Annotated in this window: 24 protein-coding genes; 10 read left to right on the plus strand and 14 right to left on the minus strand. The window is 67.2% G+C overall.

Annotated features, from left to right (window positions below; translation table 11 throughout):
• Positions 1-20: 20 nt before the first annotated feature.
• Positions 21-1,532 (minus strand): class I adenylate-forming enzyme family protein, encoded by a 1,512-nt coding sequence (locus LC039_RS02415; RefSeq protein WP_226621459.1) that lies wholly within the window; start codon positions 1,530-1,532, stop codon positions 21-23.
• 89 nt (positions 1,533-1,621) lie between these two features.
• Between LC039_RS02415 and LC039_RS02420 the strand changes: the two genes are divergently transcribed.
• A complete protein-coding gene (locus LC039_RS02420) occupies positions 1,622-2,242 on the plus strand; it encodes a helix-turn-helix domain-containing protein (RefSeq protein ID WP_226621778.1) in 621 nt (206 codons plus the stop codon).
• A gap of 63 nt (positions 2,243-2,305) precedes the next feature.
• Here the strand turns inward: LC039_RS02420 and LC039_RS02425 are convergent, their stop codons facing one another.
• From LC039_RS02425 to LC039_RS02455, 7 genes are all read right to left on the minus strand, one after another.
• Positions 2,306-2,536 carry a hypothetical protein gene (locus tag LC039_RS02425; protein WP_226621460.1) on the minus strand — a complete coding sequence of 77 codons (231 nt, stop codon included), beginning with the start codon at positions 2,534-2,536 and terminating at the stop codon, positions 2,306-2,308.
• Between the two features lie 332 nt (positions 2,537-2,868).
• A complete protein-coding gene (locus LC039_RS02430) occupies positions 2,869-4,161 on the minus strand; it encodes a branched-chain amino acid ABC transporter permease (protein ID WP_226621461.1) in 1,293 nt (430 codons plus the stop codon).
• Entirely contained in the window at positions 4,158-5,168 is a 1,011-nt protein-coding gene (locus LC039_RS02435; protein WP_226621462.1) for a branched-chain amino acid ABC transporter permease, read from the minus strand. The genes LC039_RS02430 and LC039_RS02435 overlap by 4 nt, the downstream gene beginning before the upstream one ends.
• Positions 5,168-5,590 carry a hypothetical protein gene (locus LC039_RS02440; protein WP_226621463.1) on the minus strand — a complete coding sequence of 141 codons (423 nt, stop codon included), beginning with the start codon at positions 5,588-5,590 and terminating at the stop codon, positions 5,168-5,170. The genes LC039_RS02435 and LC039_RS02440 overlap by 1 nt, the downstream gene beginning before the upstream one ends.
• Positions 5,583-6,407, minus strand: a complete 825-nt coding sequence (locus tag LC039_RS02445) for an ABC transporter ATP-binding protein (protein ID WP_226621464.1) — start codon at positions 6,405-6,407, stop codon at positions 5,583-5,585. Before LC039_RS02445 ends, LC039_RS02440 begins: the two co-directional genes overlap by 8 nt.
• A gap of 139 nt (positions 6,408-6,546) precedes the next feature.
• Positions 6,547-7,329 carry an ABC transporter ATP-binding protein gene (locus LC039_RS02450; protein ID WP_226621465.1) on the minus strand — a complete coding sequence of 261 codons (783 nt, stop codon included), beginning with the start codon at positions 7,327-7,329 and terminating at the stop codon, positions 6,547-6,549.
• A 126-nt stretch (positions 7,330-7,455) separates the two neighbouring features.
• Entirely contained in the window at positions 7,456-8,640 is a 1,185-nt protein-coding gene (locus tag LC039_RS02455; RefSeq protein ID WP_226621466.1) for an ABC transporter substrate-binding protein, read from the minus strand.
• Between the two features lie 267 nt (positions 8,641-8,907).
• On the opposite strand from LC039_RS02455, the gene LC039_RS02460 reads away from it, so the two are divergent.
• Entirely contained in the window at positions 8,908-9,981 is a 1,074-nt protein-coding gene (locus tag LC039_RS02460) for a PQQ-dependent sugar dehydrogenase (protein ID WP_226621779.1), read from the plus strand.
• Here LC039_RS02460 and LC039_RS02465 read toward each other — a convergent pair.
• Complete coding sequence (locus LC039_RS02465; protein ID WP_226621467.1) at positions 9,978-10,979, minus strand: GlxA family transcriptional regulator; 1,002 nt, start codon at positions 10,977-10,979, stop codon at positions 9,978-9,980. The genes LC039_RS02460 and LC039_RS02465 overlap by 4 nt on opposite strands.
• A gap of 261 nt (positions 10,980-11,240) precedes the next feature.
• Between LC039_RS02465 and LC039_RS02470 the strand changes: the two genes are divergently transcribed.
• Complete coding sequence (locus LC039_RS02470) at positions 11,241-12,611, plus strand: class II 3-deoxy-7-phosphoheptulonate synthase (RefSeq protein ID WP_226621468.1); 1,371 nt, start codon at positions 11,241-11,243, stop codon at positions 12,609-12,611.
• Between the two features lie 171 nt (positions 12,612-12,782).
• Complete coding sequence (locus tag LC039_RS02475; protein ID WP_226621469.1) at positions 12,783-13,223, plus strand: DUF4174 domain-containing protein; 441 nt, start codon at positions 12,783-12,785, stop codon at positions 13,221-13,223.
• 81 nt (positions 13,224-13,304) lie between these two features.
• On the opposite strand, the gene ggpS is transcribed toward LC039_RS02475, so the two are convergent.
• The 3 genes from ggpS to LC039_RS02490 are packed head-to-tail and all read right to left on the minus strand — an operon-like array spanning position 13,305 to position 16,720.
• Entirely contained in the window at positions 13,305-14,822 is a 1,518-nt protein-coding gene (gene ggpS, locus LC039_RS02480) for a glucosylglycerol-phosphate synthase (RefSeq protein ID WP_226621470.1), read from the minus strand.
• 3 nt (positions 14,823-14,825) lie between these two features.
• Positions 14,826-15,602, minus strand: coding sequence for an HAD family hydrolase (locus LC039_RS02485; RefSeq protein ID WP_226621471.1), 777 nt, complete (start codon positions 15,600-15,602; stop codon positions 14,826-14,828).
• The gene (locus LC039_RS02490) at positions 15,599-16,720 is read right to left on the minus strand and encodes an NAD(P)H-dependent glycerol-3-phosphate dehydrogenase (protein WP_226621472.1); all 1,122 of its coding nucleotides are present in this window, start codon (positions 16,718-16,720) and stop codon (positions 15,599-15,601) included. The genes LC039_RS02485 and LC039_RS02490 overlap by 4 nt, the downstream gene beginning before the upstream one ends.
• Positions 16,721-17,174: 454 nt before the next feature.
• Here LC039_RS02490 and LC039_RS02495 point away from each other — a divergent pair, with 454 nt between their 5' ends.
• Positions 17,175-18,089 carry a UTP--glucose-1-phosphate uridylyltransferase gene (locus tag LC039_RS02495; protein WP_226621473.1) on the plus strand — a complete coding sequence of 305 codons (915 nt, stop codon included), beginning with the start codon at positions 17,175-17,177 and terminating at the stop codon, positions 18,087-18,089.
• 132 nt (positions 18,090-18,221) lie between these two features.
• On the opposite strand, the gene LC039_RS02500 is transcribed toward LC039_RS02495, so the two are convergent.
• Positions 18,222-18,938, minus strand: a complete 717-nt coding sequence (locus LC039_RS02500; protein WP_226621474.1) for a PAS domain-containing protein — start codon at positions 18,936-18,938, stop codon at positions 18,222-18,224.
• A gap of 229 nt (positions 18,939-19,167) precedes the next feature.
• Here LC039_RS02500 and LC039_RS02505 point away from each other — a divergent pair, with 229 nt between their 5' ends.
• From LC039_RS02505 to LC039_RS02515, 3 genes are read left to right on the plus strand one after another with little or no spacing between them, the layout of a single operon-like run.
• Positions 19,168-20,058 (plus strand): YicC/YloC family endoribonuclease, encoded by an 891-nt coding sequence (locus LC039_RS02505; RefSeq protein WP_226621475.1) that lies wholly within the window; start codon positions 19,168-19,170, stop codon positions 20,056-20,058.
• 7 nt (positions 20,059-20,065) lie between these two features.
• Positions 20,066-20,710 carry a guanylate kinase gene (gene gmk, locus LC039_RS02510; RefSeq protein WP_226621476.1) on the plus strand — a complete coding sequence of 215 codons (645 nt, stop codon included), beginning with the start codon at positions 20,066-20,068 and terminating at the stop codon, positions 20,708-20,710.
• The gene (locus LC039_RS02515; RefSeq protein WP_226621477.1) at positions 20,707-21,228 is read left to right on the plus strand and encodes a gamma carbonic anhydrase family protein; all 522 of its coding nucleotides are present in this window, start codon (positions 20,707-20,709) and stop codon (positions 21,226-21,228) included. The genes gmk and LC039_RS02515 overlap by 4 nt, the downstream gene beginning before the upstream one ends.
• 18 nt (positions 21,229-21,246) lie before the next feature.
• Here LC039_RS02515 and LC039_RS02520 read toward each other — a convergent pair whose 3' ends face one another.
• The gene (locus LC039_RS02520; RefSeq protein ID WP_226621478.1) at positions 21,247-21,756 is read right to left on the minus strand and encodes a hypothetical protein; all 510 of its coding nucleotides are present in this window, start codon (positions 21,754-21,756) and stop codon (positions 21,247-21,249) included.
• Between the two features lie 313 nt (positions 21,757-22,069).
• On the opposite strand from LC039_RS02520, the gene LC039_RS02525 reads away from it, so the two are divergent.
• Positions 22,070-23,251: a trans-sulfuration enzyme family protein gene (locus tag LC039_RS02525; protein WP_226621479.1), complete on the plus strand. Its 1,182-nt coding sequence runs from the start codon at positions 22,070-22,072 to the stop codon at positions 23,249-23,251.
• A complete protein-coding gene (locus LC039_RS02530; protein ID WP_226621480.1) occupies positions 23,251-24,315 on the plus strand; it encodes an ATP-binding protein in 1,065 nt (354 codons plus the stop codon). The genes LC039_RS02525 and LC039_RS02530 overlap by 1 nt, the downstream gene beginning before the upstream one ends.
• Positions 24,316-24,552: the final 237 nt, after the last annotated feature.

Genomic DNA, 24,552 nt, shown 5'->3' on the forward strand with positions numbered 1-24,552 from the left:
CCTGGCCTTTTTCTCTGGCCTTACTCTATGACGTGATCCTGCAGCGCCTTGCGCCGCAACTTGCCATTGGCATTGCGGGGCAGGGCTTCGACCCGGATCCAGGCGCGGGGCTGCTTGTAGCGCGCCAGCTTTTCGGCCGCGGCGGCTTTGAGCGTATCCTCGTCGAGATCGGACTCCGCGACGTAGAAGGCGGCGATGACCCGCACGTCGTCCTTCACCCCGAGGTCGGTGACGGCGAGTTCGCTGATGCCGGGGACATGGGCCAGCGCCGCCTCGACCTCGAGCGGCGAGACCCGGTAGCCGCCGGCGTTCATCATGTCGTCGCCGCGGCCAAGGTAGGTGAATGAGGCGTCTTCGGTCATGGTCACCTGGTCGCCGGTCAGGAACCAGTCGCCGGCAAAGCGCGCCTCGGTTTCTGCGGGCGCGCCGAGATAGCCCAACATGAGCCCCGGATCATGGCGATGCACCGCGAGCGTGCCGGGGGCGCCCAGTGCCACGGGCTGGCTGTCCGCGCCGAGCACGGCAATCCGTCGTCCGAACTGCGGACGGCCCAGCGTACCGGGCACGGCAGGTGTTTCGGGGGAACCCGAAATGAACGTCGAGCATTCCGACATGCCGAAGGCCTCGTAGATCTCGGCCCCCGTTGCCTCGCGCCACCCGTCGCGGATGCCTTCGGAAAGCTTCTCGCCGGCAGAGAGCGCGTGGCGCAGCTTCGGCAGCGGCGGGACGGGGTATTTCAGGATTTGCCGAAACACGCCGGGCGCGGCGGCGAAGATGCTGGCGTCGTTGCGTTTCATCAGCAGGGCGAGCTGCGCGGGGTCGGTGCCCGCCTGGGGGATCAGCGCGGTGGCGCCGCGGGTCCAGGGATCCATCAGGCCGGTGCCCAGCGTATAGGTCCAGTTGAACGCACCGGCGTGCAGCAGCCGGTCCTCGGCGCGCAGGGCATACCAGTCCTCCATCATCATCTGACGCGCCCAGATCGCGCGATGCGCGTGGGCCACCGCGCGCGGCACACCTGAGGTGCCCGAGGTATAGATGATATAGGCCAGACGCTCGGGGTCGCCCATGGCGTAGTCGGAGGGCGGCAACTCGCGCCAGCCAGTGAAGCGCTCGGCGGTGTGGGTCGGGATGTCCGTCACGGGGCAGGCGATGCCGTCGCCAAGAAGGATCGCGGCGGGCGAGAGCTGCGCGAGGATGCGCGCCACCTCGGGCTCGGTCAGCTGCGACGAGGTCGGCACCGGCACGATGCCCGCCGCGATGGCGCCGAGATAGGCGATCGGAAAGTCGACCGTATTGCCGAGCCGCAGCAGCAGGATCTGCCCCGGCTCCATACCGCATTGCAGCAGCCCGGTGGCCGTGCCGCGCACGGCGGAGATGAGCCGGGCATAGGACCAGCGCTCGGCCCCGGTGAGGCGCAGGATCGACAGGGCGATCTTGTCGGGCGTGGCCGCGCCCGCGGCGAGCACGTGGGCGGCGAGGTTGAACGGCGCGGGACAGGGGGCGAAGGCGCCCTCATCGAAAACGGACAGCATGGGAAAAGGCTTAGGCAGGCCGCGGGAGTCGCGCAAGCCCGCTGCAAGCGCCATTGCAAGCATCGCGACGGAAGGCTATGGCACTTTTCATGTCGCGCGATCCCCGTACCCTCATCCGCATTGCCCGCGAGTCCGGGCAGGAACAGACTGCCGAACCGCTCGATCTGGGCGCGCGGGTGCGCGAGCTGCGCAAGGAGCGGGACTGGACTCTGGAGCAGGCGGCGAAACACGCGGGGCTGGCGCGCTCGACGCTCTCGAAGATCGAGAACGGGCAGATGTCGCCCACCTACGAGGCTTTGAAGAAACTGGCCGTGGGGCTGGGGATTTCAGTGCCGCAACTCTTCACCCCGCCGAAGCGTGAGCAGGTCTCGGGCCGTATGGTGCACGTGAAGGACGGCGAGGGGCTGCGGCAGGTCACCACAACCTACGAGCACGAGCTGCTGGCCGAGAGTCTGACCCGCAAGAAGATGCTGCCCTATCGCGCGCGGGTGCGCGCACGGTCGATGGATGAATTCGACGGGTGGGTGCGGCACGACGGCGAGGAATTCCTCTACGTGCTGACGGGTGTCGTGACGCTCTACACCGAGTTCTATGAGCCGATCGAGATGCGCCGTGGCGACTCCGCCTATTACGACGCCTCGATGGGGCACAACGTGGTGTCGGTGAGCCCGGAGGATGCAACCATCCTCTGGGTCACCTCGCTGAGCTGAGGCTCGGGCGGGCGCATCCGCGCATCACCCTTCAATCCCACCCGGAACGCCCACCCTTCAAGCTCAGCCGGCAAGCCGGTCCAGCTGCTGCGCGGCGGTTTGGGCAAACACCCAGTCGTCGAGTTCGCGCTCGGCTTCACGCAGGGTGAGGTCGTGCCGTTCGGCGATTTCGTGGGTGACGGCCTCGCGGTTGGGCAGGCGGCTGCGCAGCGCCTCGGCGTCGAGCTGCGGGAAACGCTGCGCAAGGCGCTCTGCGGTGAGGCTCCAGTTGCGGGTGATGCTTTGCCAATTCATGTGTCTCATGACTCCTGAAGGATTCAGTATCAGTCCGGTTCTTGGTGCGGGTGCCTCGGTAGGAGTCACACGCTGCGAACCTGATGTGAACGAATGCGCCGGGGACGTTGTTCCCGACGCGAACCGGGCCGGAGGTCCCTTGGGCGCGTCAATCGATGCGATTGAACCGGCTGGGACACGGTCGTCGGCGGTGACGTTCACCTAAGATGAGACAGGGAAATTACCATAGTGTTAGGCTGCGACATCCCGTCCATTCGGCCAAAGCCCGCGCAGCCAGGATGCCTCTCGGCCAAAGGTTGCTGACCCCGCCGGAGCGGGATCAGCACAGCGCGTCACTTCTCGGGGAGCAGGCCGCGCGGCGCGAAGCGCAGCACCAGCAGCAGGATCACCCCCATGGTCAGCAGGCGCATGTGCTGCACGCTGTCCTGCAGATGGCCCTTGAGCCAGGAGCCTTCGGCCATGCCCGAGGTGATCAGGTTCATCGCGAACTGGCCCATCGGCTCGACCTGCACCCAGAGGAACCAGATCAGGAAGCCGCCGAGGACCGCGCCGAGGTTGTTGCCCGAGCCGCCGACGATCACCATCACCCAGATCAGGAAGGTGTAGCGCAGCGGCTGATAGGTGCCCGGGGTGAGCTGGCCGTCGAGCGTGGTCATCATCGCGCCGGCCATGCCGCAGAGCGCACACCCCAACACGAAGATCTGCAGGTGGCGGCGGGTCACGTCCTTGCCCATGGCCTCGGCCGAGACCTCGTTGTCGCGGATCGCCCGCATCATCCGGCCCCAGGGCGATTTCAGCGCCAGCTGGGCGAGGATCAGCAATATGATCAGCACCACGGCGAAGAGCAGCGAGTAGCCGAGCTTCACCGCCAGCGTCGAGGCGGTGGTGGCGTCGAGCCCGAGCGAGCCCGCCGTCTCGACGAAGCCCGGGTCGGCCTGCAGGTCGATCTCGTAGGGCACCGGGCGGGGCAGTCCGATGACGTTCTTCACGCCGCGCGCCAGCCAGTCCTCGTTCTTCAGCACCGCGATGATGATCTCGGCGATGCCGAGCGTGGCGATGGCGAGGTAGTCCGAGCGCAGGCCGAGCGCGGTCTTGCCGATCGCCCAGGCCACGCCCGCCGCCATCACCCCGCCGATGGGCCAAGCCAGCAGCACCGGCAGGCCGAGCCCGCCGAGGTAGCCGGTCGCCGCCGGGTTCACCGCCTCGATGGCATCCACCGCCGGGTCGAGCAGCGCGCGGTAGGCAAAGAAGCCGGCGACGGTGATCGCCGCCACGGCCCAGCCACGCAGCCCGGCGCCGAGCTTCTTCCAGGCCAGCACCGCAGCGACCACGACCGCGATGCCGAAGAGCAGCGCGCCGAGGACGCGCGGCCCGCCGGCCTCCCAGGCCTCGGGGACCGGCGCCATGGAGACCAGCACCACCGCCAGACCGCCGACGGCGACAAAGCCCATGACGCCGACGTTGAACAGCCCGGCGAGGCCCCACTGCAGGTTCACCCCGAGCGCCATGATCGCGCTCACCAGGCCCATGTTGAGGATGATCAGCGCCGAGTTCCAGCTCTGCAGGAAGCCGGTGCCGAGGATCAGCGCTGCGACCAGCGCGAAAAGACCAAAGGTGCGGGTCATATGGTCTGCCCCTTGAACAGTCCGGTCGGGCGGAACAGCAGAACGATCACCAGGATCACGAAGCTGACCGCGAATTTGTAGTCGGTGGAGAGCAGCTGCACGAGCCCGTCCGGCTCCAGGCTTTCCGGCATCATGTAGCCCAGCACCTTCTTCCAGGCGTAGGTGATGCCGACCTCGGAAAAGGCGATGACGAAGCCGCCGGCGATGGCGCCCAACGGGTTGCCGATGCCGCCGACGATGGCCGCCGCGAAGATCGGCAGCAGCAGCTGGAAGTAGGTGAAGGGCTTGAAGCTCTTGTCGAGCCCGTAGAGCACCCCGGCGATGGTCGCCAGAGCCGCCACGATCAGCCAGGTCACGGTCACCACGCGCTCGGGGTTGATGCCTGAGAGCAGCGCCAGATCCTCATTGTCGGAATAGGCGCGCATCGACTTGCCGGTGCGGGTGCGGTTGAGGAACCAGAACAGCAGCGCCACGGTGATCAGCGCCACCACCACGGTCAGCGCCTGGGTGGTCTTGATCGCCAGCCCCTCGTCGAGCCCGGTCATTGCCTTGAAGTCGCGGGCCGAGATCAGGAAGCGCTCGCCGTCGGCGAAGTTCTGGTCGTCGGGGCCGATGATGAAGCGGGTGAGCCCGTTGTAGACGAACATGATGCCCATCGAGACGATCACCAGGATCACCGGCTTGGCCTTCTGCGCGCGGTAGAAGTGGTAGACCACGCGGTCGGTCGCCAGCACCAGCACGGCGGCCCCGGCGATGCCGACGGGGATCGCCAGCAGCGCGGTCGGCAGCGGCCCGAGGCTCACCCCGGCGGCCTGCAGGCCCCAGGTGGCCAGCACGGCGCACATGGTGCCCCAGGCCATGGTGTCGCCATGGGCGAAGTTGGAGAAACGCAGGATTGCGTAGATCAGCGTCACGCCGAGCGCGCCGAGCGCCAGCTGGCTGCCATAGGCGAGCGCCGGGACGAGGACGAAATTGGCCAGGGCCACGAATGCGTTGAGGAAGTCCATCAGGGCAGGATCCTGCAGGTCAGAAAGTCGATATCCGCAGAGGGCGCCGCGCCGGTGCCGCTCTCGATGGTCTGGCGCAGCCAGAGCGCGGAGGTTTCACTGGTGAAGGTCAGGGTCTCGCGGCGGCCGAGCGCCGGGGCCCAGAGGAACGGCCCGGCAAAGCTCATTGACTGCGCCGCCATGGCCGCGCCGCCGTCGACCGTCACCTCGTAGGTGCCCGCGCCGGTGGCGTCGGTGTCGACCGGCGCCAGCACGAAGCGCACCGGCCCCTCGGCTTTGGCGCAGGTCCCGGCCTCGGTGCAGGAGGTGACGCGCGTGCACTCGAGCGACAGGCGCGCGCCCTCGGCTTGCGCGGGCAGCGCCGCGAGGGAGAGTGCCCCGCAAAGCGCCGCGCGGGTCAGCAGGCCCGACAGATCAGCCACCGAGGAAGCTCCGCCGCACGTCGGGATCGGCCAGAAGCTCCTTGCCGGTGCCGGTGAAGGCGTTCGCCCCCTGCACCAGCACGTAGCCCTTGTCGGCGATCTCCAGCGCCTGCCGGGCGTTCTGCTCGACCATCAGGATCGGGATGCCGGTGCGCGCCACCTCAAGGATGCGGTCGAAGAGCTCGTCCATGACGATGGGAGAAACGCCCGCGGTCGGCTCGTCGAGCATCAGCACCTTCGGCCGGGTCATCAGCGCGCGGCCCACGGCCACCTGCTGGCGCTGGCCGCCGGAAAGCTCGCCCGCCGCCTGCTTGCGCTTGTCCTTGAGGATCGGGAACAGGCCGTAGACCTGCTCCATGGTCTCGCGGAAATCGTCCTTGCGGATGAAGGCGCCCATCTCGAGGTTCTCTTCCACGCTCATCGAGGGGAAGATATTGCGCACCTGCGGCACGAAACCCATGCCGCGTTTCACCCGGTCCTGCGGCGAGAGCGCGGTGATGTCCTCGCCGTCGAGCCGCACCGCGCCCGCGCGCAGGTCGAGCATGCCGAAGACCGCCTTCATGGCGGTGGACTTGCCCGCGCCGTTCGGCCCGACGATGACGGCGATCTCGCCGCGCTCGACGGCGATGGTGCAGCCATGCAGGATGTCCGCGCCCTTGCCGTAGCCGCCGGTCATCGCATCGCCGATGAGGAAGGGGCCGCCCGGCGCGGCATGCGCGACGCCGCCGGATTTCACCGGCCGGGCATCGCCCATGCCGGCGGGGTTGGTGATCGAGCGGTCCTTGTTGCCGCGATCTCCGTAGGTCTCGCCGCTCATTCCGCCGATCGCCCTTCGTCTAGATGAAAATACCCCGGGGGAGTCCGCCGGAGACGGGCGGGGGCAGAGCCCCCTCCTTGCAGGTTTGCGAGCCCTTGGCTCGCGGGGACAGCGCCCCCATTCCTGTCGAACAAGCCGATCATCCGCCGATCATCTCCTTGTTCTTCAGGCCGGTGCCGAGATAGGCCTCGATCACCGCCTCGTCCGACTTGATCTGCTCGACCGTGCCCTGCGCCAGCACCTTGCCCTCGGCCATGACGATCACCGGGTCGCACAGGCGGCCGATGAAATCCATGTCGTGCTCGATCATGCAGAAGGTGTAGCCGCGCTCCTGGTTGAGCCGCAGGATGGCGTCGCCGATGGTGTTCAGCAGCGTGCGGTTCACCCCCGCGCCGACCTCGTCGAGGAAGACGATCTTGGCGTCGACCATCATCGTGCGGCCGAGCTCGAGCAGCTTCTTCTGGCCGCCCGAGAGGTTGCCGGCCTTCTCGTCCTTGAGATGCGAGATGGTCAGGAAGTCGAGCACCTCGTCGGCCTTCTTCAGCAGGGCGGCCTCTTCCTGCGCGATGCGACCGCGGCCGAAGATGGCGTTCCACAGGCTCTCGCCGGACTGGTTGCCGGGCACCATCATCAGGTTCTCGCGGCAGCTCATCGAGCTGAACTCATGGGCGATTTGGAAGGTGCGCAGCAGCCCCTTGTGGAACAGCTCGTGCGGTGGCAGCCCGCTGACGTCCTCGCCATCCATGAGCACCCGGCCCGAGGTGGGCGCGAGCGCCCCGGCGACGACGTTGAACAGCGTGGTCTTGCCGGCGCCGTTGGGACCGACGAGCCCGGTGATCGAGCCCTTGGCGATCTCCAGGCTGGCCCCGTCAACGGCACGAAACCCGCCAAAATGGCGGTGCAGGTTTTCGACGCGGATCAAATCTTGTTTCCCCAGCGGGCCCGTTTCATGCCCGCGTTTTGCTTGTTTCTTTGCAGCGCGTGTTCTTCCGCGCCCTTGCCTTGGAACGCGCCCGGAGCCTTGGCCCCGGGCGCTTTGGTCTGTCGCTTACTTGAACGAAACGGTCTCGAACGCGCCGTCCTTGACCTCGTAGTAGCGATAGGTGCCGGCGGCTTCGCCGGGGCCGATCAGCTCGACGTTGGTGGCGCCGACGTAGTCGATGTCGCCGCCGCCCGCGAGGATCTCCAGCGCCTTGCCGAGCTCGCCCGGCAGGATCGGCTCGCCCGGCGCGTTGGCCACGTCGAGGATGTTCGCGGCGACCGCGGCCGACGACGGCTCGCCGCCCTTGGCCATGGCCAGCGCGATCAGCGCCGCGGCGTCGTAGCTCTCGCGGGTGTAGGTGCTCTCGGCGTTCACGCCTGCGGCCTCGGCCACCTCGGCGAACTTGTCCGCGCCTTCCCCCTCGGCCCAGGGCACGGAGCCGAAGGAGCCGTCGATGTCACTGCCGAGATCGGCGAGCAGCGCGTCGGAATACATGCCGTCGCCCATGGCGAAGGTGTCGAAGGCACCGGTGTCGAGCGAGGCCTGGATCATGCCCTTGCCGCCCTGGTCCGAGTAGCCCAGCACCACCAGCGCGTCGCCGCCGGCCGAGGCCAGCGCGCCGACTTCGGCCGAGTAGTCGGCCTTGCCGTCTTCATGCGGTGCCGCGAGGGTGATCTCGCCGCCGGCCGCGGTGAAGGCCGCCTCGAAGGCGTCGGCGAAGCCCTTGCCGTAATCGTTGTTGGTGTAGGTCACCGCCACCGAGGAGATGCCGCGCTCGCCGAGGATGCCGGCCAGCACTTCGCCCTGGCGGGCGTCGGAGGGGGCGGTGCGGAAGAACAGGCCGTTGTCCTCGACCGAGGAGAGCGCCGGCGAGGTCGCCGAAGGCGAGATCATCGGCACGCCATTCGGCACGGCGACGTTCGACAGCACGGCACCGGTCACGCCCGAGCAGTCGGCACCCATGATGGCGACGATGCCGTCGGTGGTCACCAGGCGCTCGGCGGCGGCGGTGGCCGCGGCGCTGTCGATGCAGGTGGAATCCGCGCGCACCGGCGCCAGCGTCACGTTCTCGAGGAAGTTGCCGCTCTCGTTGATTTCCGTCAGCGCCAGCTCGGCGCTGTCCGCCATCGAGGGCGTCAGGGATTCGATCGGACCGGTGAAGCCGAGGATGACGCCGATCTTGGCCTCGTCCGCGTAGGCGGCACCGGCGGTGACGAGCGGCAGCGCAGAGGCCAGAAGCCACTTCTTCATTGGGTATCTCCCGAGTTGGTTACTTGTTATTCAGGGCCGGAGCCTATGCGGGGCAAATACAAAAGAAAAGAGCGATCGACGCAGCAATATTTCGCTCTCGCAACGTCAATCACATTGCCGAAAGCGACGGGCGTTCGGGCTGGTCGCCGGCGATCTGCGCACCATGTCTTGGGGCATGTTCCCTTGCAGGAGGTCCGCCCCTTGAGCCCCAGAGCGATCCGCTTTTCCGACGTTTCCGTCGCCGCCGCCCTGTCTGCCGCAGGGCTCATGCTTCAGGTGTCGCCCGCCGCCGCGCTCGAGACCAGCGCGGGCGAGGTGGAGATCACGCCGGTGGTCGCCGGGCTCGACATGCCCTGGGGTTTCGACTTCCTGCCGGGCGGCGGCGTGCTGGTCACCGAGAAAGAAGGCCGGCTGCTGCTGGTGCGCAATGGCGAGGCGACCGAGCTGGCCGGGCTTCCCGAGATCGAGGTCACCGGGCAGGGCGGTCTGCTCGACGTGCTGGTGCCGGGCGATTTTGCCGAGAGCCGCGAGATCTTCATGACCTATGCCAAGGCGCAGACCGAGCGCGGCGCGGGCACGGCGGTGCTGCGCGCGGTGCTGCCCGAAGGGGCCGAGACGCTGGCCGAGGTCCGGACGATCTTCGAGATGACGCCGGGTTCCAGCGGCGGACGGCACTTTGGCTCCAGGCTGGTCGAGGGGCCGCAGGACACGCTTTTCGTCACCATCGGCGACCGCGGCGAGGGCGCGGCGGCGCAGGACCTGTCGCGGCACAATGGCTCGGTGCTGCGTCTGCACCGCGACGGCACCTTCCCGCAGGACAACCCTTTCGTCGAGACCGAGGGTGCGCAGCCCGAGATATGGAGCTACGGCCACCGCAACCCGCAGGGCGCGGCGCTGGATGGCGCGGGGCGGCTCTGGGTCGCGGAGCACGGCGCGCGGGGCGGCGACGAGGTCAACCTGATCGAGAAGGGTATCAACTACGGCTGGCCTGTGATCTCCTACGGCACGCATTACTCCGGCGCGCAGATCGGCGAGGGCACCGAGAAAGAGGGCATGGCCCAGCCCGAGACCTACTGGGATCCCTCCATCGCGCCTTCGGGCATGGTCTTCCTGCAAGGCAGCGCCTTTCCGGACTGGGAGGGGGATGCGCTGGTCGGCTCGCTGAAGTTCGACTTCATCTCGCGGCTGTCGGGCGATCCGCTGGCCGAGGTCGAGCGGATCGAGGCCCCGGAAACGGGCCGGGTGCGCGACGTCGACCAGGGCCCCGACGGGGCGATCTGGTTCCTGTCGGAGACCGAGGGCACGCTCTACCGGATGCTGCCCTCGGAACAGGACGGCTAGCTCTCGACCCGGGTGCCCGAGGTGCCGCGCTCGCGATAGGGCGTGGTCTGGTAGTGCGCGCGGTAGCATTTCGAGAAATGCGACGGGCTGGCGAAGCCGCAGGCCAGCGCCACGTTGATCACGCTCATGTCGGTCTGCATCAGCAGGTTCCGCGCCTTCTGGAGACGCAGCTCCATGTAGTAGCGCTTCGGCGAGCGGTTCAGGTAGCGGCGGAACAGCCGTTCGAGCTGGCGGGTGGACATGCCCACCTCCTTGGCCAGCACCGCAGGGCTGATCGGCTCCTCGATATTGGCCTCCATGCGGTGGATGACCTGGCTGAGCTTGGGGTGGCGCACGCCGATGCGGGTCGGCACCGACAGGCGCTGGGTGTCCTGGTCGGTACGGATCGAGCTGTAGATCAACTGGTCCGCAACGGCATTGGCGAGGTCCGATCCCTGATCGTCGGCGATGATCTTCAGCATGAGGTCGATCGAGGCGGTGCCCCCCGCGGCGGTCATCCGGTTGCCGTCGATCACGTAAATCCGCTTCGACAGCTCCACCTCTTCGAACTCCTCGGCGAAGCCGTCGTGGTTCTCCCAGTGGATGGTGGCGCGCTTGCCATCCAACAATCCGGCCTTGGCAAGCGTCCAACTGGCGGTGCAGAGCCCGCCGACCGCCTGGCAGCGCCGGGCCTCGCGGCGCAGCCAGCCCAGCAGCTTGCGGCTGGTGGCCAGGTGCACGTCGATGCCGCCGCAGACGAGGATCGTATCGTCGCGCGAGAGCTCGGGGAGCGCGCAATCGAGCTTGAACTCCACGCCGGCGGAGCAACGGACCGTGTCGCCCTCGGCGCCGGTGAGCTGCCACTCATAGAGCGTCTGCCCGGCCATCCGATTGGCGATCCGCAGGGTCTCGATCGCGGCCGAGAAACTGAGAAGGGTAAAATCAGACAGCAAAACAAAGACAAAGCGACGCGGCTTCGTGGCACTGGCTGGTGCGGCGGGCACTCGCGGGTCGGTCATCGCGCGGATCCTTGCTGGACACCTGCCGCGCGGGGGGCAGGCGAGGGCCACATGGGCAGGAAAGCCTTCCAGCGTCAAGACATGTCGCTTTTGTGACGAAAGCTGCATCGCGGGCTGCACTTTTCCTGCGCATCCGGGTCCGGTTGACGCAATGGCGCTTCGGGTGCTTTTCCCTATGGCTTTGAGACCCTCTCTTCGGTATAGCCACAGGACGTTTTTACGGAGACGTTTACGCTAACGGAGTGTCGTCGGGAGAGAGCCATGACCGAGTGGAGCAAATCGAGCTGGAGAACCAAGCCGCGGATTCAGATGCCGGACTATCAGGACCAGGCAGCTCTGAACGCAGTGGAGGCACAGCTTTCGAAATATCCGCCGCTGGTTTTTGCCGGCGAAGCCCGGCGTCTGCGCGAAGAGCTGGGCAAGGCGTCGCGCGGCGAGGCCTTCCTGTTGCAGGGCGGTGATTGCGCCGAGGCTTTCGACCAGTTCTCGGCAAACTCCATCCGCGACACCTTCAAGGTGATGCTGCAGATGGCGATGGTGCTCACCTATGGCGCCAAGGTGCCCGTGGTGAAGGTGGGCCGCATGGCCGGCCAGTTCGCCAAGCCGCGCTCCGCGCCCACGGAAACCGTGAACGGCGTCGAGCTGCCGAGCTTCCGCGGTGACATCATCAACGATCTCGCCTTCACCCCCGAGGCGCGTCAGCCGAACCCGCAGAAGATGCTGCAGGCCTACACGCAGGCCGCCGCCACGCTGAACCTGCTGCGCGCCTTCTCGACCGGCGGCTACGCCGACGTGCACGAGGTGCATTCCTGGACGCTCGGCTTCGTCGAGGGCGAGAAGGCCGCGCGCTACCGCGAGATGGCCAACCGCCTGTCGGACACGCTGGACTTCATCAAGGCGGCGGGCATCGACAGCTCGCGCTCGGCCGCGCTGCACCAGGTGAACTTCTACACCAGCCATGAATCGCTGCTTCTGGAATACGAAGAGGCGCTGACCCGCGTCGACTCGACCTCGGGCAAGTGGCTCGCGGGCTCGGGTCACATGATCTGGATCGGCGACCGCACCCGTCAGCCCGACGGCGCGCATGTGGAATTCGCCCGCGGCGTGATGAACCCCATCGGCCTCAAGTGCGGCCCCTCGATGACCACCGAGGATCTCAAGGTGCTGATCGAGAAGCTGAACCCCGACAACGAGGCGGGCCGTCTGACGCTCATCGCGCGCTTCGGCGCCGGCAAGGTGGCCGACCACCTGCCGAAACTCATCCAGACGGTCAAGGAGATGGGCGCCAACGTGCTCTGGACCTGCGATCCGATGCACGGCAACACCATCAAGTCGGCCTCGGGCTACAAGACCCGTCCGTTCGAGTCGGTGCTGAGCGAGGTGCGCGAGTTCTTCGCCGTGCACCGCGACGAGGGCACCGTACCCGGCGGCGTGCATTTCGAGATGACCGGTCAGGACGTGACCGAATGCACCGGCGGCCTCTACGCGGTCTCCGACGAAAGCTTGTCGGATCGCTACCACACGGCCTGCGATCCGCGTCTCAACGCCTCGCAGTCGCTGGAACTGGCGTTCCTCGTGGCGCAGGAGCTGACCGCGCTGCGCCAGAGCCCGGCGGATGTGGCCTCGGCCTGACACGGATCGAAAGACTTAACGCGAGAGCGGGCCCTGAGCCCGCTCTTTGCTTTTGGAGCGCCCCGCCGCGCGCTGGCGGCGCGCCGCCACTCACGCAAATGCCAGAGAACCAAACCCGGCCCTGGTGCGTAGATCCCGTGAAGGACATGGAAACCGACACGGAGACTCCAGATGTTACGACGCCCGATCCCGCTGACGCGTTTCGGCCTTGCCGCCGTTACCACCTTTGCCACCCCGGTGTTTGCCGCGGGCGAGCAGGATATCTTCCGTCCGCTGCCCGCCGAGCAGCGCGATCTCGCAGAGATGCGTTGGGACAGCCGGCCGGTGCTGCTCTTCGCGCCTGAGGCCGGAGATGACAGCTACGAGCGGCAGATGGCGCTCTTCCGCGATGCCGAGCAGGCGCTGCGGGACCGCGACATCGTCGTGCTGAGCGATCTCGAGGCCCGCAATCCCGGACCGATACGCCAGGCGTTTTCGCCCGGCGGGTTCAAGCTGGTGCTGGTCGGCAAGGACGGCGGCGTGAAGCTGGAGGAGGACGCGGTGCTCGCGCCGGATCAGCTCTTCGCGGTGATCGACCGGATGCCGATGCGCAAGCGGGAAATGGCGGACTGAGGGTCCGACCTTTCGCGTCAACGGAGAAGGCCCCGCCAGAGAGGTTCTGGCGGGGCCTTCCTATCTGGTTGGCAGACACGCTCAGGCGGCTTCGGTTTCGCCCTTTTCGGACTTCTTGCCGAAGTCTTTCGGCGAGAGCAGCGAGAGCTGGTCCGAGGCCCAGTGCCGCGTGTCGCGCTTCTCGACGGCGGCGCGCAACAGGGTCATGCGGGCGCGGCGCTCCTCCTCGGGCATGTCGAGCGCGAGGTCGATGGCGAAGTCCATGGCGCGGGTCGACCAGGGGTTGGTGAGCACGGCAGCGCCCAGCTCCACCGCGGCGCCGGCGAACTCCGAGAGCACCAGAACACCGTCGCCATCCTTGCGCGAGGCGACGTATTCCTTGCACACGAGGTTCATCCCGTCCGCAAGCGGCGTGATCCAGGCCACGTCAGCCACCTGGTACCAGGCCACCAGCTCGACGAAGGGGATGGCGCGCGAGATAAGGGCGCAGGGCTGGAAGGTGAAGCTGCCAAAGCGACCATTGATCCGGCCGGCGATCTCCTCCAGCTCTTTCTGGATCGGCTCGTAGACCGTCATGTTGCGGTTGGCGGGCACCGAGACATGCAGCAGGCGGACCTGTCCGCGCAGCTCGGGGCGGCGTTCCAGCAGGCGCTCGAAGGCGAGAAGCTGGTCGGCGCCGCCCTTGGTGTAGTCCGTGCGCCCGACCGAGAGCAGCAGCTTGCCATCGCCGATTTCCGACCGGAAGCGGGCGGCGAGCTTGTCGGTGTCCTCGGTGCCGGCAAGCCCCTTGATGTAGTCGACGTCCACGCCCACCGGCGTCACGCCGAGGTGCACGATATGGCCGTCATCCATGTGGATCTCGGTGGGCACTGTGCGGTCCGACAGCGCCGAGCCCTCGGACATCATGTCCTCGGCGACCTTGGTGCGCGGCACCTGGCCGACGTCGCGCAGGCTTCGCACGCAGCTCAGGAAGTTCGAGGCGTAGCGCGGGATGTGGAAGCCCACCACGTCCGCGGCAAGCAGCGAGTCGATGATCTCGCCGCGCCAGGGCAGCACGTTGAACATGTCGGCGGCCGGGAAGGGCGTGTGGTGGTAGAAGGAGATGCGCAGGTCGGGGCGCATCTGCCGCAGGTAGCCGGGCACCAGCCACAGGTTGTAGTCGTGCACCCAGACCGAGGCGCCATGGGCGGCTTCGGCTGCGGCGGCCTCGGCGAAGGCCCAGTTCACTTCGCGGAACGTCGGCCAGTCGACGGGGTCGTAGTTGTACTTTTCCTTGAAGCCGTGGAGGATCGGCCAGAACGCCTCTTTCGAGGTGATATGGTAGAAGCTGCGCACCTGTTCGGCGGTGAGCGGCAGGCGCGAGACGGTGTACTTGCCGAAGCTGTCCTCGATCTCGACAACGCGGTCGAAGCCGGGGTTCGAGGGATCCTCGGCCTCTTTCCACGCGACCCAGGCCGCCTTGTCGACCGAGCCGAAGAAGCTCTTCAGCGTGGGAACGATGCCGTTCGGGCTCTTGTTCTCGCGGTATTCGATCTTTCCATCCACCTCGACCTCTTCGTAGGGCTGGCGGTGGTAGACGATGACCAGATCACTGGGCATGGGTCAGGCTCCTTTCGGAAGGTCGTGCATGTCGAAGGTGCGGATTGCCTCGAGGATGCCCGCGGCGCCGATGCGCTCCGCCTTGTGGACATGGGGCAGGTCGTTCACCTCCTTGAGAAGCGCCGTTTCGGCGCCGCCGACGGCAACGGCGGGCAGGCCGCATTGCAGCATCGATAGATCGTTCAGCGTGTCGCCCGCGGCCAGCACCCGGCGTTCCTCGATCCCGAGGTGCGACACCAGTCGGCGCAGCGATGGCCCCTTGGAGACGCCGCGCGGCAGCACGTCGAAATAGCGGTTGTCCGAGACCAGCGGGTCATGGCCCATCTCGCGCACCTTGTCGTGGGCGCCGCCGTCATAGGCCTCGGCGTCGAGGTCGTAGCTCACCCGGTAGCGGAAGTCGGTGGGCTGCAGGGAAAGGCCGGGGTGGCCCTCGAGCGCGGCGCGCACGGTGTCCCCGGCATTGCCCCAGGTCTCGGCGATCTCTTCCTCGAGCGGCTCGATGGGATGGATCTCGCTGTCGACGACCTCGGCGATGGTGGTGCCGACATCCCCGACGACGAACTCCGGCCAGGGCACGCCGCCTTCGCAGAGCTCGCGGATAAAGCGCGGGTCGCGGCCGGTGACGAAGATCAGACCCACGGTGTCGCGGTTGGCCTCGATCCAGTTGTAAAGCGTTCCCCGGTCCGCGTCGGAGCCCCCGAGGAAGGTTCCGTCGAGATCGGTGGCCAGCACGAAGCGGCATGTGGCGATGTCTCGGGCCTTCGTGGTGTCGAGGCTCATGCGGGGTCTCCTTCGTGGGGATGCAGGAATAGGTCGAGCGCCCGGGGCTCGCCCTCGATCGGGGCGGCCCAGAGCTGCTGGAAAGTGGCGGTGAGCGGCGCGCCCTCGTGCAGGACGGCGTGCACCGCCTCGCAGATCGGCATGCTGACGCTGAGGCGCCGCGCGAGGTCGACCACCGAGACGGCGTTGACCTCGCCCTCGACCACCACCGGCTTGCCGTCGAAGCATTCCTCGCGCGCCAGACCGCGCCCGAGCTGGGTGCCGAGCGCCATGTTGCGCGAGGTGGTCGACGAGCAGGTGAGCGTGAGATCGCCGGCCCCGGCGAGGCCGGTGACCGTCTCGCGGCGGCCGCCGAGCGCCTCGGCGAGGAACTTCATCTCGTCCATGCCGCGGGTGATCAGCGCCGCGCGGGTGTTCTCGGCGAAGCCCGCGCCGGTCATCATGCCGCAGGCGATGGCGATCACGTTCTTCACCGCGCCGCCGACCTCGACGCCGACGAGGTCATCCGACACGTAGGGACGGAAGGCATCGGTTTGCATGGTCAGCGCGAGCCGGGCGGCGGGAGCCTTCTCCGGTTCGATGCGGTCGTGATGGCTGAAATTGAAGGCCACGGTGGCGGCGGTGGGGTGTCCCAGCGCGGTCTCGGTGGCGAAGGTCGGGCCGGAGAGCGCGCCGACGGGATGGCCGGGCAGCTCTTCCTCGACCACATGGCTCAGCAGGTAGCCGGTGCCGCGCTCGATGCCCTTGCAGCAGAGCGCCAGCGGGATGCCTGGGGGCAGATGCTCGCGCATCGAGCGGGCGACGTCGCGCAGCGTGTGGGAGGGGGTGACCAGCAGAACCGCCTCGGTGTTCTCCAGCGCCTCGCGCAGATCCGAGGTGGGCCGGAGCGTGGCGGGCAATTCGATGCCGGGCAGGTGGTCGGGGTTCTCGCCGGTCTCGGCCATGGCGCGGGCAAGATCGGGGCGCCGCCCCCAGATCCGGGTTTCGCATCCGGCGCGGGCGGCCGTGGCGGCGAGGGCGGTTCCCCAGCTCCCCATGCCGATCACCGTGAGGCGGGAGTAGGGCGTGGCGCGGCGGGGGCCGGTAAGGCTGCGGGGCTGCGCGGGCGGGGTTTGCATGCTCTGTCCGTCCATGACACATGTGGGGCCGCTGCCTGAACAGGCACCGTTGACGGCCCGTGGGGCTCTCTCCGTCTTTGTTTTCGTGATAACGCTGACAATAGGGGATTGTTCCCCGAAGGCCACCGCTGCTCGCGAAATTTTTCTGCAGTTGCGAGGTTGATTTCCTTCAAGTCCCTGACAGAACAGGGATGTTTTCCCCTTCAGGTTGTGCCTAAATTTTAAGCATGGAACCCTTGTGCCGGGTTAGACGTTCCCATGAGGTACGTAAAAACAAAGCCTTGGGCGGTCCGCCGCTCACGGCCGACTGCCCCGGATTTGACCTGCGCCAAAATGGCCATAGGCTTTTACCTATTCGCCGCACCGCAGCGGATGCGCCCAGCAGACCGCGCCAGGCGACAGGGTTCAATTTACACTTCGGCCTTTTAACAGGCCGCCGAAAGGAGACCACGACGTGAGCACGCCCGACAAGAAGACCAGCAAGACCAAAGTCCGTACTGCGATCTTCCCCGTTGCCGGCCTCGGCACGCGTTTCCTGCCCGCCACCAAGGCGACGCCGAAAGAGCTTCTGCCGGTGCTCGACAAGCCGCTGCTGCAGTTCGCCATCGACGAGGCGCGCGCCGCCGGGATCGAGCGGATGATCTTCGTATCGCACCCCAGCAAGAGCGCCATCGAGCGCTACGTCCACCAGGACCACGATCTCTGCGCGACCCTGCGCGAGCGCGGCAAGCACAAGATCGCCGACACGCTCGACGAGGCGGCGATCAACCCCGAAGAGGAACAGGTGTTCTTCGTCATGCAGCCCGAGCCTCTGGGCCTTGGCCACGCGGTGCTCTGCGCCGCCGAGCACGCGCTGCCCGGACCGGTGGCGGTGATCCTGCCCGATGATCTCATCGTCAGCGAAGAGGGCTGCCTGTCGGAGATGATCGCGGCCTATGAGACCAGCGAGCCGGGCCACATGGTCGCCACGATGGAAGTGAAGCGCGACGAGGTGTCGGCCTACGGCGTGCTCGTCCCCGAGGGCGAGGCCGAGGGCCAGATGCTGCGCGCGTCGGGCATGGTCGAGAAGCCCGAGGCCGAGAAGGCCCCCTCGCTTCAGGCCGTCGTCGGCCGCTACGTACTCGACGAGTCGATCTTTGCCGAACTCGACGGGCTTCCGGCGGGCCTCGGCGGCGAGATCCAGCTCACCGACGCCATCGCGCTCGGCGCCGACAAGGTCGGCCTCTGCGGCTTCCGCTTCTCCGGTGACCGGTTCGACTGCGGCTCCAAGGCCGGCATGCTGCGCGCGACGCTGGCCTATGCCGGAACCCAGAAGGAATACCACCCGGTGCTGCAGGAGCTTCAGCCGCTGCCGATCGCGGCGGAATGATCGCGCCCGGTACTGGCTTTCAAGGCGCATGAAGAAAGGCGCGGCCTCGCAGGAGGCCGCGCCTTTTCCGTATTTGGTCCGCGTGTCAATCGTCTGCGCCAGCGTGTCAATCGCCTGCGCCGCGGTGGGCCCTCAGTCGTCGTTCGAGATGACCAGCCGGAGGTAGGGCGGCCGCTTGCCGTCGCGCGACTGTGCTGGAGCGGGGCGGTAGACGGCGGCGTCTTCCGACAAGCCCTGCAGCGGTGGCTTCAGGGTGGCCTTGGGGGCGTCCGATGGGTCCGTGAACTGGGGGTGTTCACCGGCAACCGGCGGGCGCATGGAGATGCTCTCGATGCGGAATCGGCGCGGCGTGCGACCAAGCCGGCCGTGGGTCACCAGCGCGCCGATCATCCGGCTCATGTCGCCGAGATCGGAGCGCAGCGGCAGCAGCAGCATGTCGCCGGTCAGCCGGCCCTTGCCGAAGCCCTCTTCGGCGACCAGATGCAGGCGGATGACCAGCCCGTCGGAGAACAGTTTGCTGACCGCGGCGCCCAGTTGCTCGCGGTCCTCGGGGGCGATCAGCGTCGAGAGCGGCATCCCGGCCATGTCGAGCCCCATGATGTCGTTGAGATGCGTGCCCGCGACCCGCAGCTTGGCCAGCATCGGCGCGATGCGCTCGCCGAGGAAGGCGTATTCCAGGGCGCTCTCGATGCCGCGGGGGTCGATCTGGCTGCGCAGCGGCACCTGGCCGTCTTCGCCCAGAAGCTCGCGCCAATAGCTCTCGATCTGTTTCAGAGCCGCGAGGCGCTGCTCCTTCTCACGCTCGGTCATCGATACCACACCCTTGCCGTCGCCACCCAATTCAAACATTCGCGTTCTCCGATCTTAACATCTGCGCGGCACGTCTGAAGCCCCGAGACAGTCTTCCACGCATTGAATGTGAAGTTACCTCAAATGCGACCGGATTTCGCCATAATTGTGTCTGAAAGGTTAACGCTGGCTTTATCCCGCCGGGTGGACAGCCGCGTGACGGAAGGTTAGGCCGAAGGGCAGGGCGCGCGGGTGCGGGGCCCGGAGAGAACTTCGAGAGGGGGCAGACATGCGGCAATCAATGACCGGCTTCGCCTCGCGCAGCGGCGAGACGGCGGGTCTCCGCTGGGGCTGGGAGCTGCGCGGTGTCAATGGCAAGGGGCTGGAACTGCGGCTGCGCCTGCCGGACTGGATCGAGGGGCTGGAGCCGCAGGTCCGCAGCGCCGTGCAGAAGGCGCTGACACGAGGCAACGTGCAGATTTCCCTGCGCTTGCAGGGCGCCGGAGAAGACAGCGCCGCCGAGCTCGACGAGGCCGCGCTGACCCGCATCCTGTCGGCCATGGCGCGGATCGAGGGCGCTGCGGCGGGGCAGGGCCTGGTGCTGTCGCCCTCGAGCGCGGCGCAGATCGTCGCGCTGCGCGGCGTGCTGAGCAGCAATGCCACGCCCAAGGACATTGCGCCGCTGCGCGCCGAGCTGATGGCGGCCTTCGGCGAGGCGCTGGCCGAATTCGGCGAGATGCGCCGCCATGAGGGCGCGGCCCTCGCCGAGATCCTGTCCGCGCAGTTGGCCGAGATCGAGACGCTGGTGGCGCAGGCCGCCGAGGCGGTCGAGGCCCGGCGTGACGAGCAGGCCGAGAAACTGCGCACCCAGGTCGCGCGGGTTCTGGACCCGGCCCATGGCCTCGACGAGGCCAGGCTCACGCAGGAGCTGGCGCTTATCGCGGTGAAGTCCGATGTCACTGAGGAACTGGACCGGCTGACCGCCCACATCGGGGCCGCGCGCGAGCTGCTGGCGTCCGAGGGGGCGGTGGGCCGCCGGCTGGACTTTCTGATGCAGGAATTCAACCGCGAGGCGAACACGCTGTGTTCGAAATCCGGCTCCGCCGCCTTGACGCAGATCGGCCTGACCCTCAAGACGGTCATCGACCAGATGCGCGAGCAAGTGCAGAACGTGGAGTAAGACCAACATGAACGGACGGCGCGGCCTCCTGATCATCCTATCCTCGCCCTCGGGCGCGGGCAAATCGACCCTGGCAAAGCGGCTGCGCGCCTGGGATCCGTCGATCATCTTCTCGGTTTCGGCGACCACCCGCGGCGCGCGCCCCGGGGAGGTGGACGGCGAGGACTATCATTTCATGGCCGAAAGCGAGTTCAAGAAGGCGGTGTCGAGCGGCGACATGCTCGAGCACGCGCATGTCTTCGGCAACTTCTACGGCTCCCCCAAGGGTCCGGTGCGCGATGCGATCATCGACGGGCAGGACGTGCTCTTCGACATCGACTGGCAGGGCGCGCAGCAGATCACCAACTCAGAGCTGGGGCTGCACACGCTGTCGATCTTCCTGCTGCCGCCCTCGATCGCCGAGCTGAAGCGCCGGCTCGAGGCGCGCGGCCAGGACGGCGCCGATGTCATCGACCGCCGCATGCAGAAGAGCTGGGACGAGATCTCGCACTGGGGCTCCTACGACTTCGTGCTGGTGAACGAGGACCTCGACCAGACCGAAGCGCAGCTCAAGAGCATCATCACCGCCACCCGCCTGCGCCGCACCCAGCAGCCCGGGCTGCTGAACCACGTGCGGGCATTGCAGGCGGAATTCGAGGAGGGCGACGCATGACGATCTACGCACTGGACGGCATCGCGCCCGAACTGCACCAGAGCGCGTGGGTCGCGCCCGACGCCAACCTGATCGGCAAGATCGTCATGGAGGAGGGCAGCTCGGTCTGGTTCGGCTGCACCCTGCGCGGCGACAACGAGGAAATCCGCGTCGGCGCGGGGTCCAACGTGCAGGAAAACGTCGTGTGCCACACCGACATGGGCTACCCGCTGACCATCGGCGCGGGCTGCACCATCGGCCACAAGGCGATGCTGCACGGCTGCACCATCGGCGAGAACTCCCTGATCGGCATGGGGGCGACGATCCTCAACGGCGCCAAGATCGGCCGCAACTGCCTGATCGGCGCGGGCGCGCTGATCCCCGAGGGCAAGGAAATCCCCGATGGCTCGCTGGTGATGGGCATGCCCGGCAAGGTGGTGCGCCAGCTCGACGAGGCCGCCATTGAGGGGCTGCGCAAATCGGCGCTGAACTACCAGCAAAACGCCCGACGCTTTCGCGCCGGGCTTGCCGTGGTCTGAGACCGGGAGCGCTGGCCCTCAGGCGGTGGCCAGCGCGTGTTCCAGCTTGCTGCTGACTTCCTGCTGAAGCCGCCGCGTGAGCAGCGCCGTCGGAATGCCGCGCAGGGCGGGTTTCCGGTTCGGCGCGCGCTGCGTTTCCTGCAGGAACCCGAGGATCTGCTCGGCGTGATCGCGATTGCGCGCGACCAGTTCGTGACCCTTCACGTTCAGCTTCCAGAAGGCATCTTCCGGCCAGGAAATTGTGGCGGCCTCGAAGGTCTTGCAGGCCTTGCACCAGACCATCCCGCGCGTGTTCAGCCGGTAGCCCTCGCCGGTTTCACCGGGCTGCAGGAACTTCGGCTTGTCACAGGCGGGCTGTTCCCAGCTGAACTGCTCGGGAAAGAGTTCTTCTACGACAACACGGCCCCAGACATGGGAATTCTCGGGCACTTCAGGCAGCCGTACGACACAGGTAAACCGGAAAGGCTCGAAGAACTGAGCAGCCTTGCCGCACTCACTACAGCGTACATCGAGAGGATCATTCTGCATCTCTATCGACGCTCCTGTGGGTTGTAGGTGCCCCCACCTACACTCTCAGGATGTGTTAAGATTTGGGCCAAAGGCAACCCAAATTTTTGCAAACTTCTCCTTACACGAGTGTAAAACATGCGACAGTAAACAGTCGCGTGCGAATGACCGGATTGTGCATGTTTTACTGAGGTTGCTCGCTGAATTGTCATCAAAAATCGCGAGTTTTCGACAATTTGTTTACAGCTGGATGTGGGCGGAAATTCGCCGATATTCTCGCTCTTGTCCTGACCGGGGCGCTGTGCAAAGCCTGTGGCCGAAATATGGAGGCCACATGGACACCCGCAAGACGCTCATCCGCCCAATCCCCGTTCCCGGCTCGGTCTCTTCGGCGGTTGTCACGCCGATCATGCCCGCGGTGGTCTACGCCTCCGACAGCCCGGACTCGCTCGACGACCAGTACAACGGCGTCACCTCCGGCTATACCTATGCGCGAGAGGGGCACCCCAACGCCGACATGCTGGCGCAGCGCATCGATGCGCTCGAGGGGATGACCGGCGGTATCGTCATGGGCTCGGGCATGGCCGCCGTCTCGGCGGTGCTGCTGGGGCTGCTCAGCGCTGGCGATCACGTGCTGGGGGCGGATCAGCTCTATGGCCGCTCGCTGCGGATGATGGCCGAGGACCTGCCGCGCATGGGTATTCAGACCTCGCTGGCCGATCCGACCGACATCGACGCCTTTGCCGCTGCGCTCCGCCCCGAGACCAAGCTGGTGCTGATCGAGCTTGTGTCGAACCCGACGCTGCGCATCGCCGATCTCGACGGCATCGCCGCGCTCTGCAAGGAGAAGGGCGTGCTGCTGGCGGTGGACAACACCTTCACCACGCCCGCAGCGATCAAGCCGGTCGAGCGCGGCGCGGACATCGTGATCCACTCGGTGACCAAGCTGCTTGCCGGTCATGCCGACGTGACGCTGGGCTGGGTCGCCGCCAAGGATCCCGAGGTGAACCAGCGCATCCGCGTCTTCGCGGTGACCGCGGGGCTGACCGCCAGCCCCTTCGATTGCTGGCTGGCCGAGCGTGGGTTGATGACCTTCCCGCTGCGCTTCCGGCAGAGCCAGGAGACGGCGCAGCGCCTGTCGGACTTCCTCACCGGCAAGCCCGGCGTGAAGCGCGTGCTCTATCCGAGCCGCGCCGATCATCCCGATGCCGCCCGCGCGCAATCGGTGCTGCGCGGCAACCCCGGCAACATGCTGAGCTTCGAGCTGGAGGGCGGGCGCGCGGCGGCCAATGCCTTCACCGAAGCGGCGCAGGGCATCGCCTTTGCCCCGACGCTCGGCGACGTGGGCACCACGCTCTCGCACCCGGCCTCGTCCTCGCACCGCGCGCTGACGCCCGAGGGCCGGGCGGCGCTCGGCATCTCCGAGGGCTTCTTCCGCGTCTCGGTCGGCCTTGAAGAGCCGGAGGCGCTGCTCGAGGTCTTCGAGAGCGGCCTCAAGGCCGCGAGCGCGCTCTGATGAAGGCCGAGGCGCGCGATCTGATCGCTGCCATGCCTCTCCCGGCGGTGCTGATCCGCCGGGACGAGCGGATCGACGCCGCCAATGCCGAGGCCGTGGCCCTCTTGGGCGAAGGCCTCGAGGAGCGCCACTTCATCACTGTTCTGCGCCAGCCGGTGCTGCTCGACGCGATCGAGGGCACGCTGCGCGACGGCGCCGCGCGCCGGACCCGCTACCTGACCAGCGACGGACGGCAGGACGCGGCCTATGACGTCACCTGCCGCGCCGTGCCGCTGTCCAAGGGGCAGGGCGTGCTGCTGACCTTTGCCGACGTCACGCAGATGGAACAGGCGGGGCAGATGCGCCGCGACTTCGTGGCCAACGTCAGCCACGAGCTGCGCACGCCGCTGACCGCGCTGCTCGGTTTCATCGAGACCCTGCGCGGCCCCGCCCGCGAGGATGCCGCCGCCCGCGACCGCTTCCTCGAGATCATGGGCAACGAGGCCGGCCGCATGGAACGTCTGGTGGGCGATCTGCTGTCGCTCAGCCGGCTCGAGGCCGAGGAACGGGTGCGCCCGACCGAGCCCGTCGATCTGCCGGACCTTCTGACCTCGGTCATGAGCGGCCTCGCGCCTGTGGCCGAGGAGACCGGGGTGACGCTGGTCCCCGAGCTGCCCGACACTCCGCTGGAGATCGCGGGCGATCCGGACCAGCTCCGGCAGGTCATGGTGAATCTTATCGAAAACGCGATCAAATACTCGGGCAAGGGCGCGCAGGTCACGCTGCGCCTGTCGGAGCCCGCCTATCATCCCCGGCTGCGCGCCGAGGGCGTGGAGATCGAGGTGATCGATACCGGCCCGGGCTTCGATCCGCTGCACATCCCGCGGCTGACCGAGCGCTTCTACCGGGTCGACAGCCATCGGTCGCGCGAGATGGGCGGCACGGGTCTCGGGCTGGCGATCGTCAAGCACATCGTCAACCGCCACCGCGGGCGGCTGAGGATCGAAAGCACCCCCGGTAAGGGCAGCACCTTCCGGGTGATCCTGCCGCTGCGGGCCGCGCCGCCGCGCGGCGAGGACGCCTGACGGCATTCCAGGCGATTCTGCAGTTTCGCTTGAATCCGCGCCCTGGCCACGATGCCAGCGGCAGGGCGGCAGGTTTCCGGACGGGCTGTCATAAATCCTCATCTTTTACGTGTATGCGTAGCTCTGGCGACCGCCAAAGGATCGTTCTCTTGGTGTTCCGTGACGTAAATTTTTCGAAATCTCCGTGGGGAGTTACCTTTGTAAATCCCTTGGAAATAAGCATGAATTTGCTGCTTT

The organism is Alloyangia pacifica (assembly GCF_020524285.1).
Classification (GTDB): Bacteria; Pseudomonadota; Alphaproteobacteria; order Rhodobacterales; family Rhodobacteraceae; genus Salipiger; species Salipiger pacificus_B.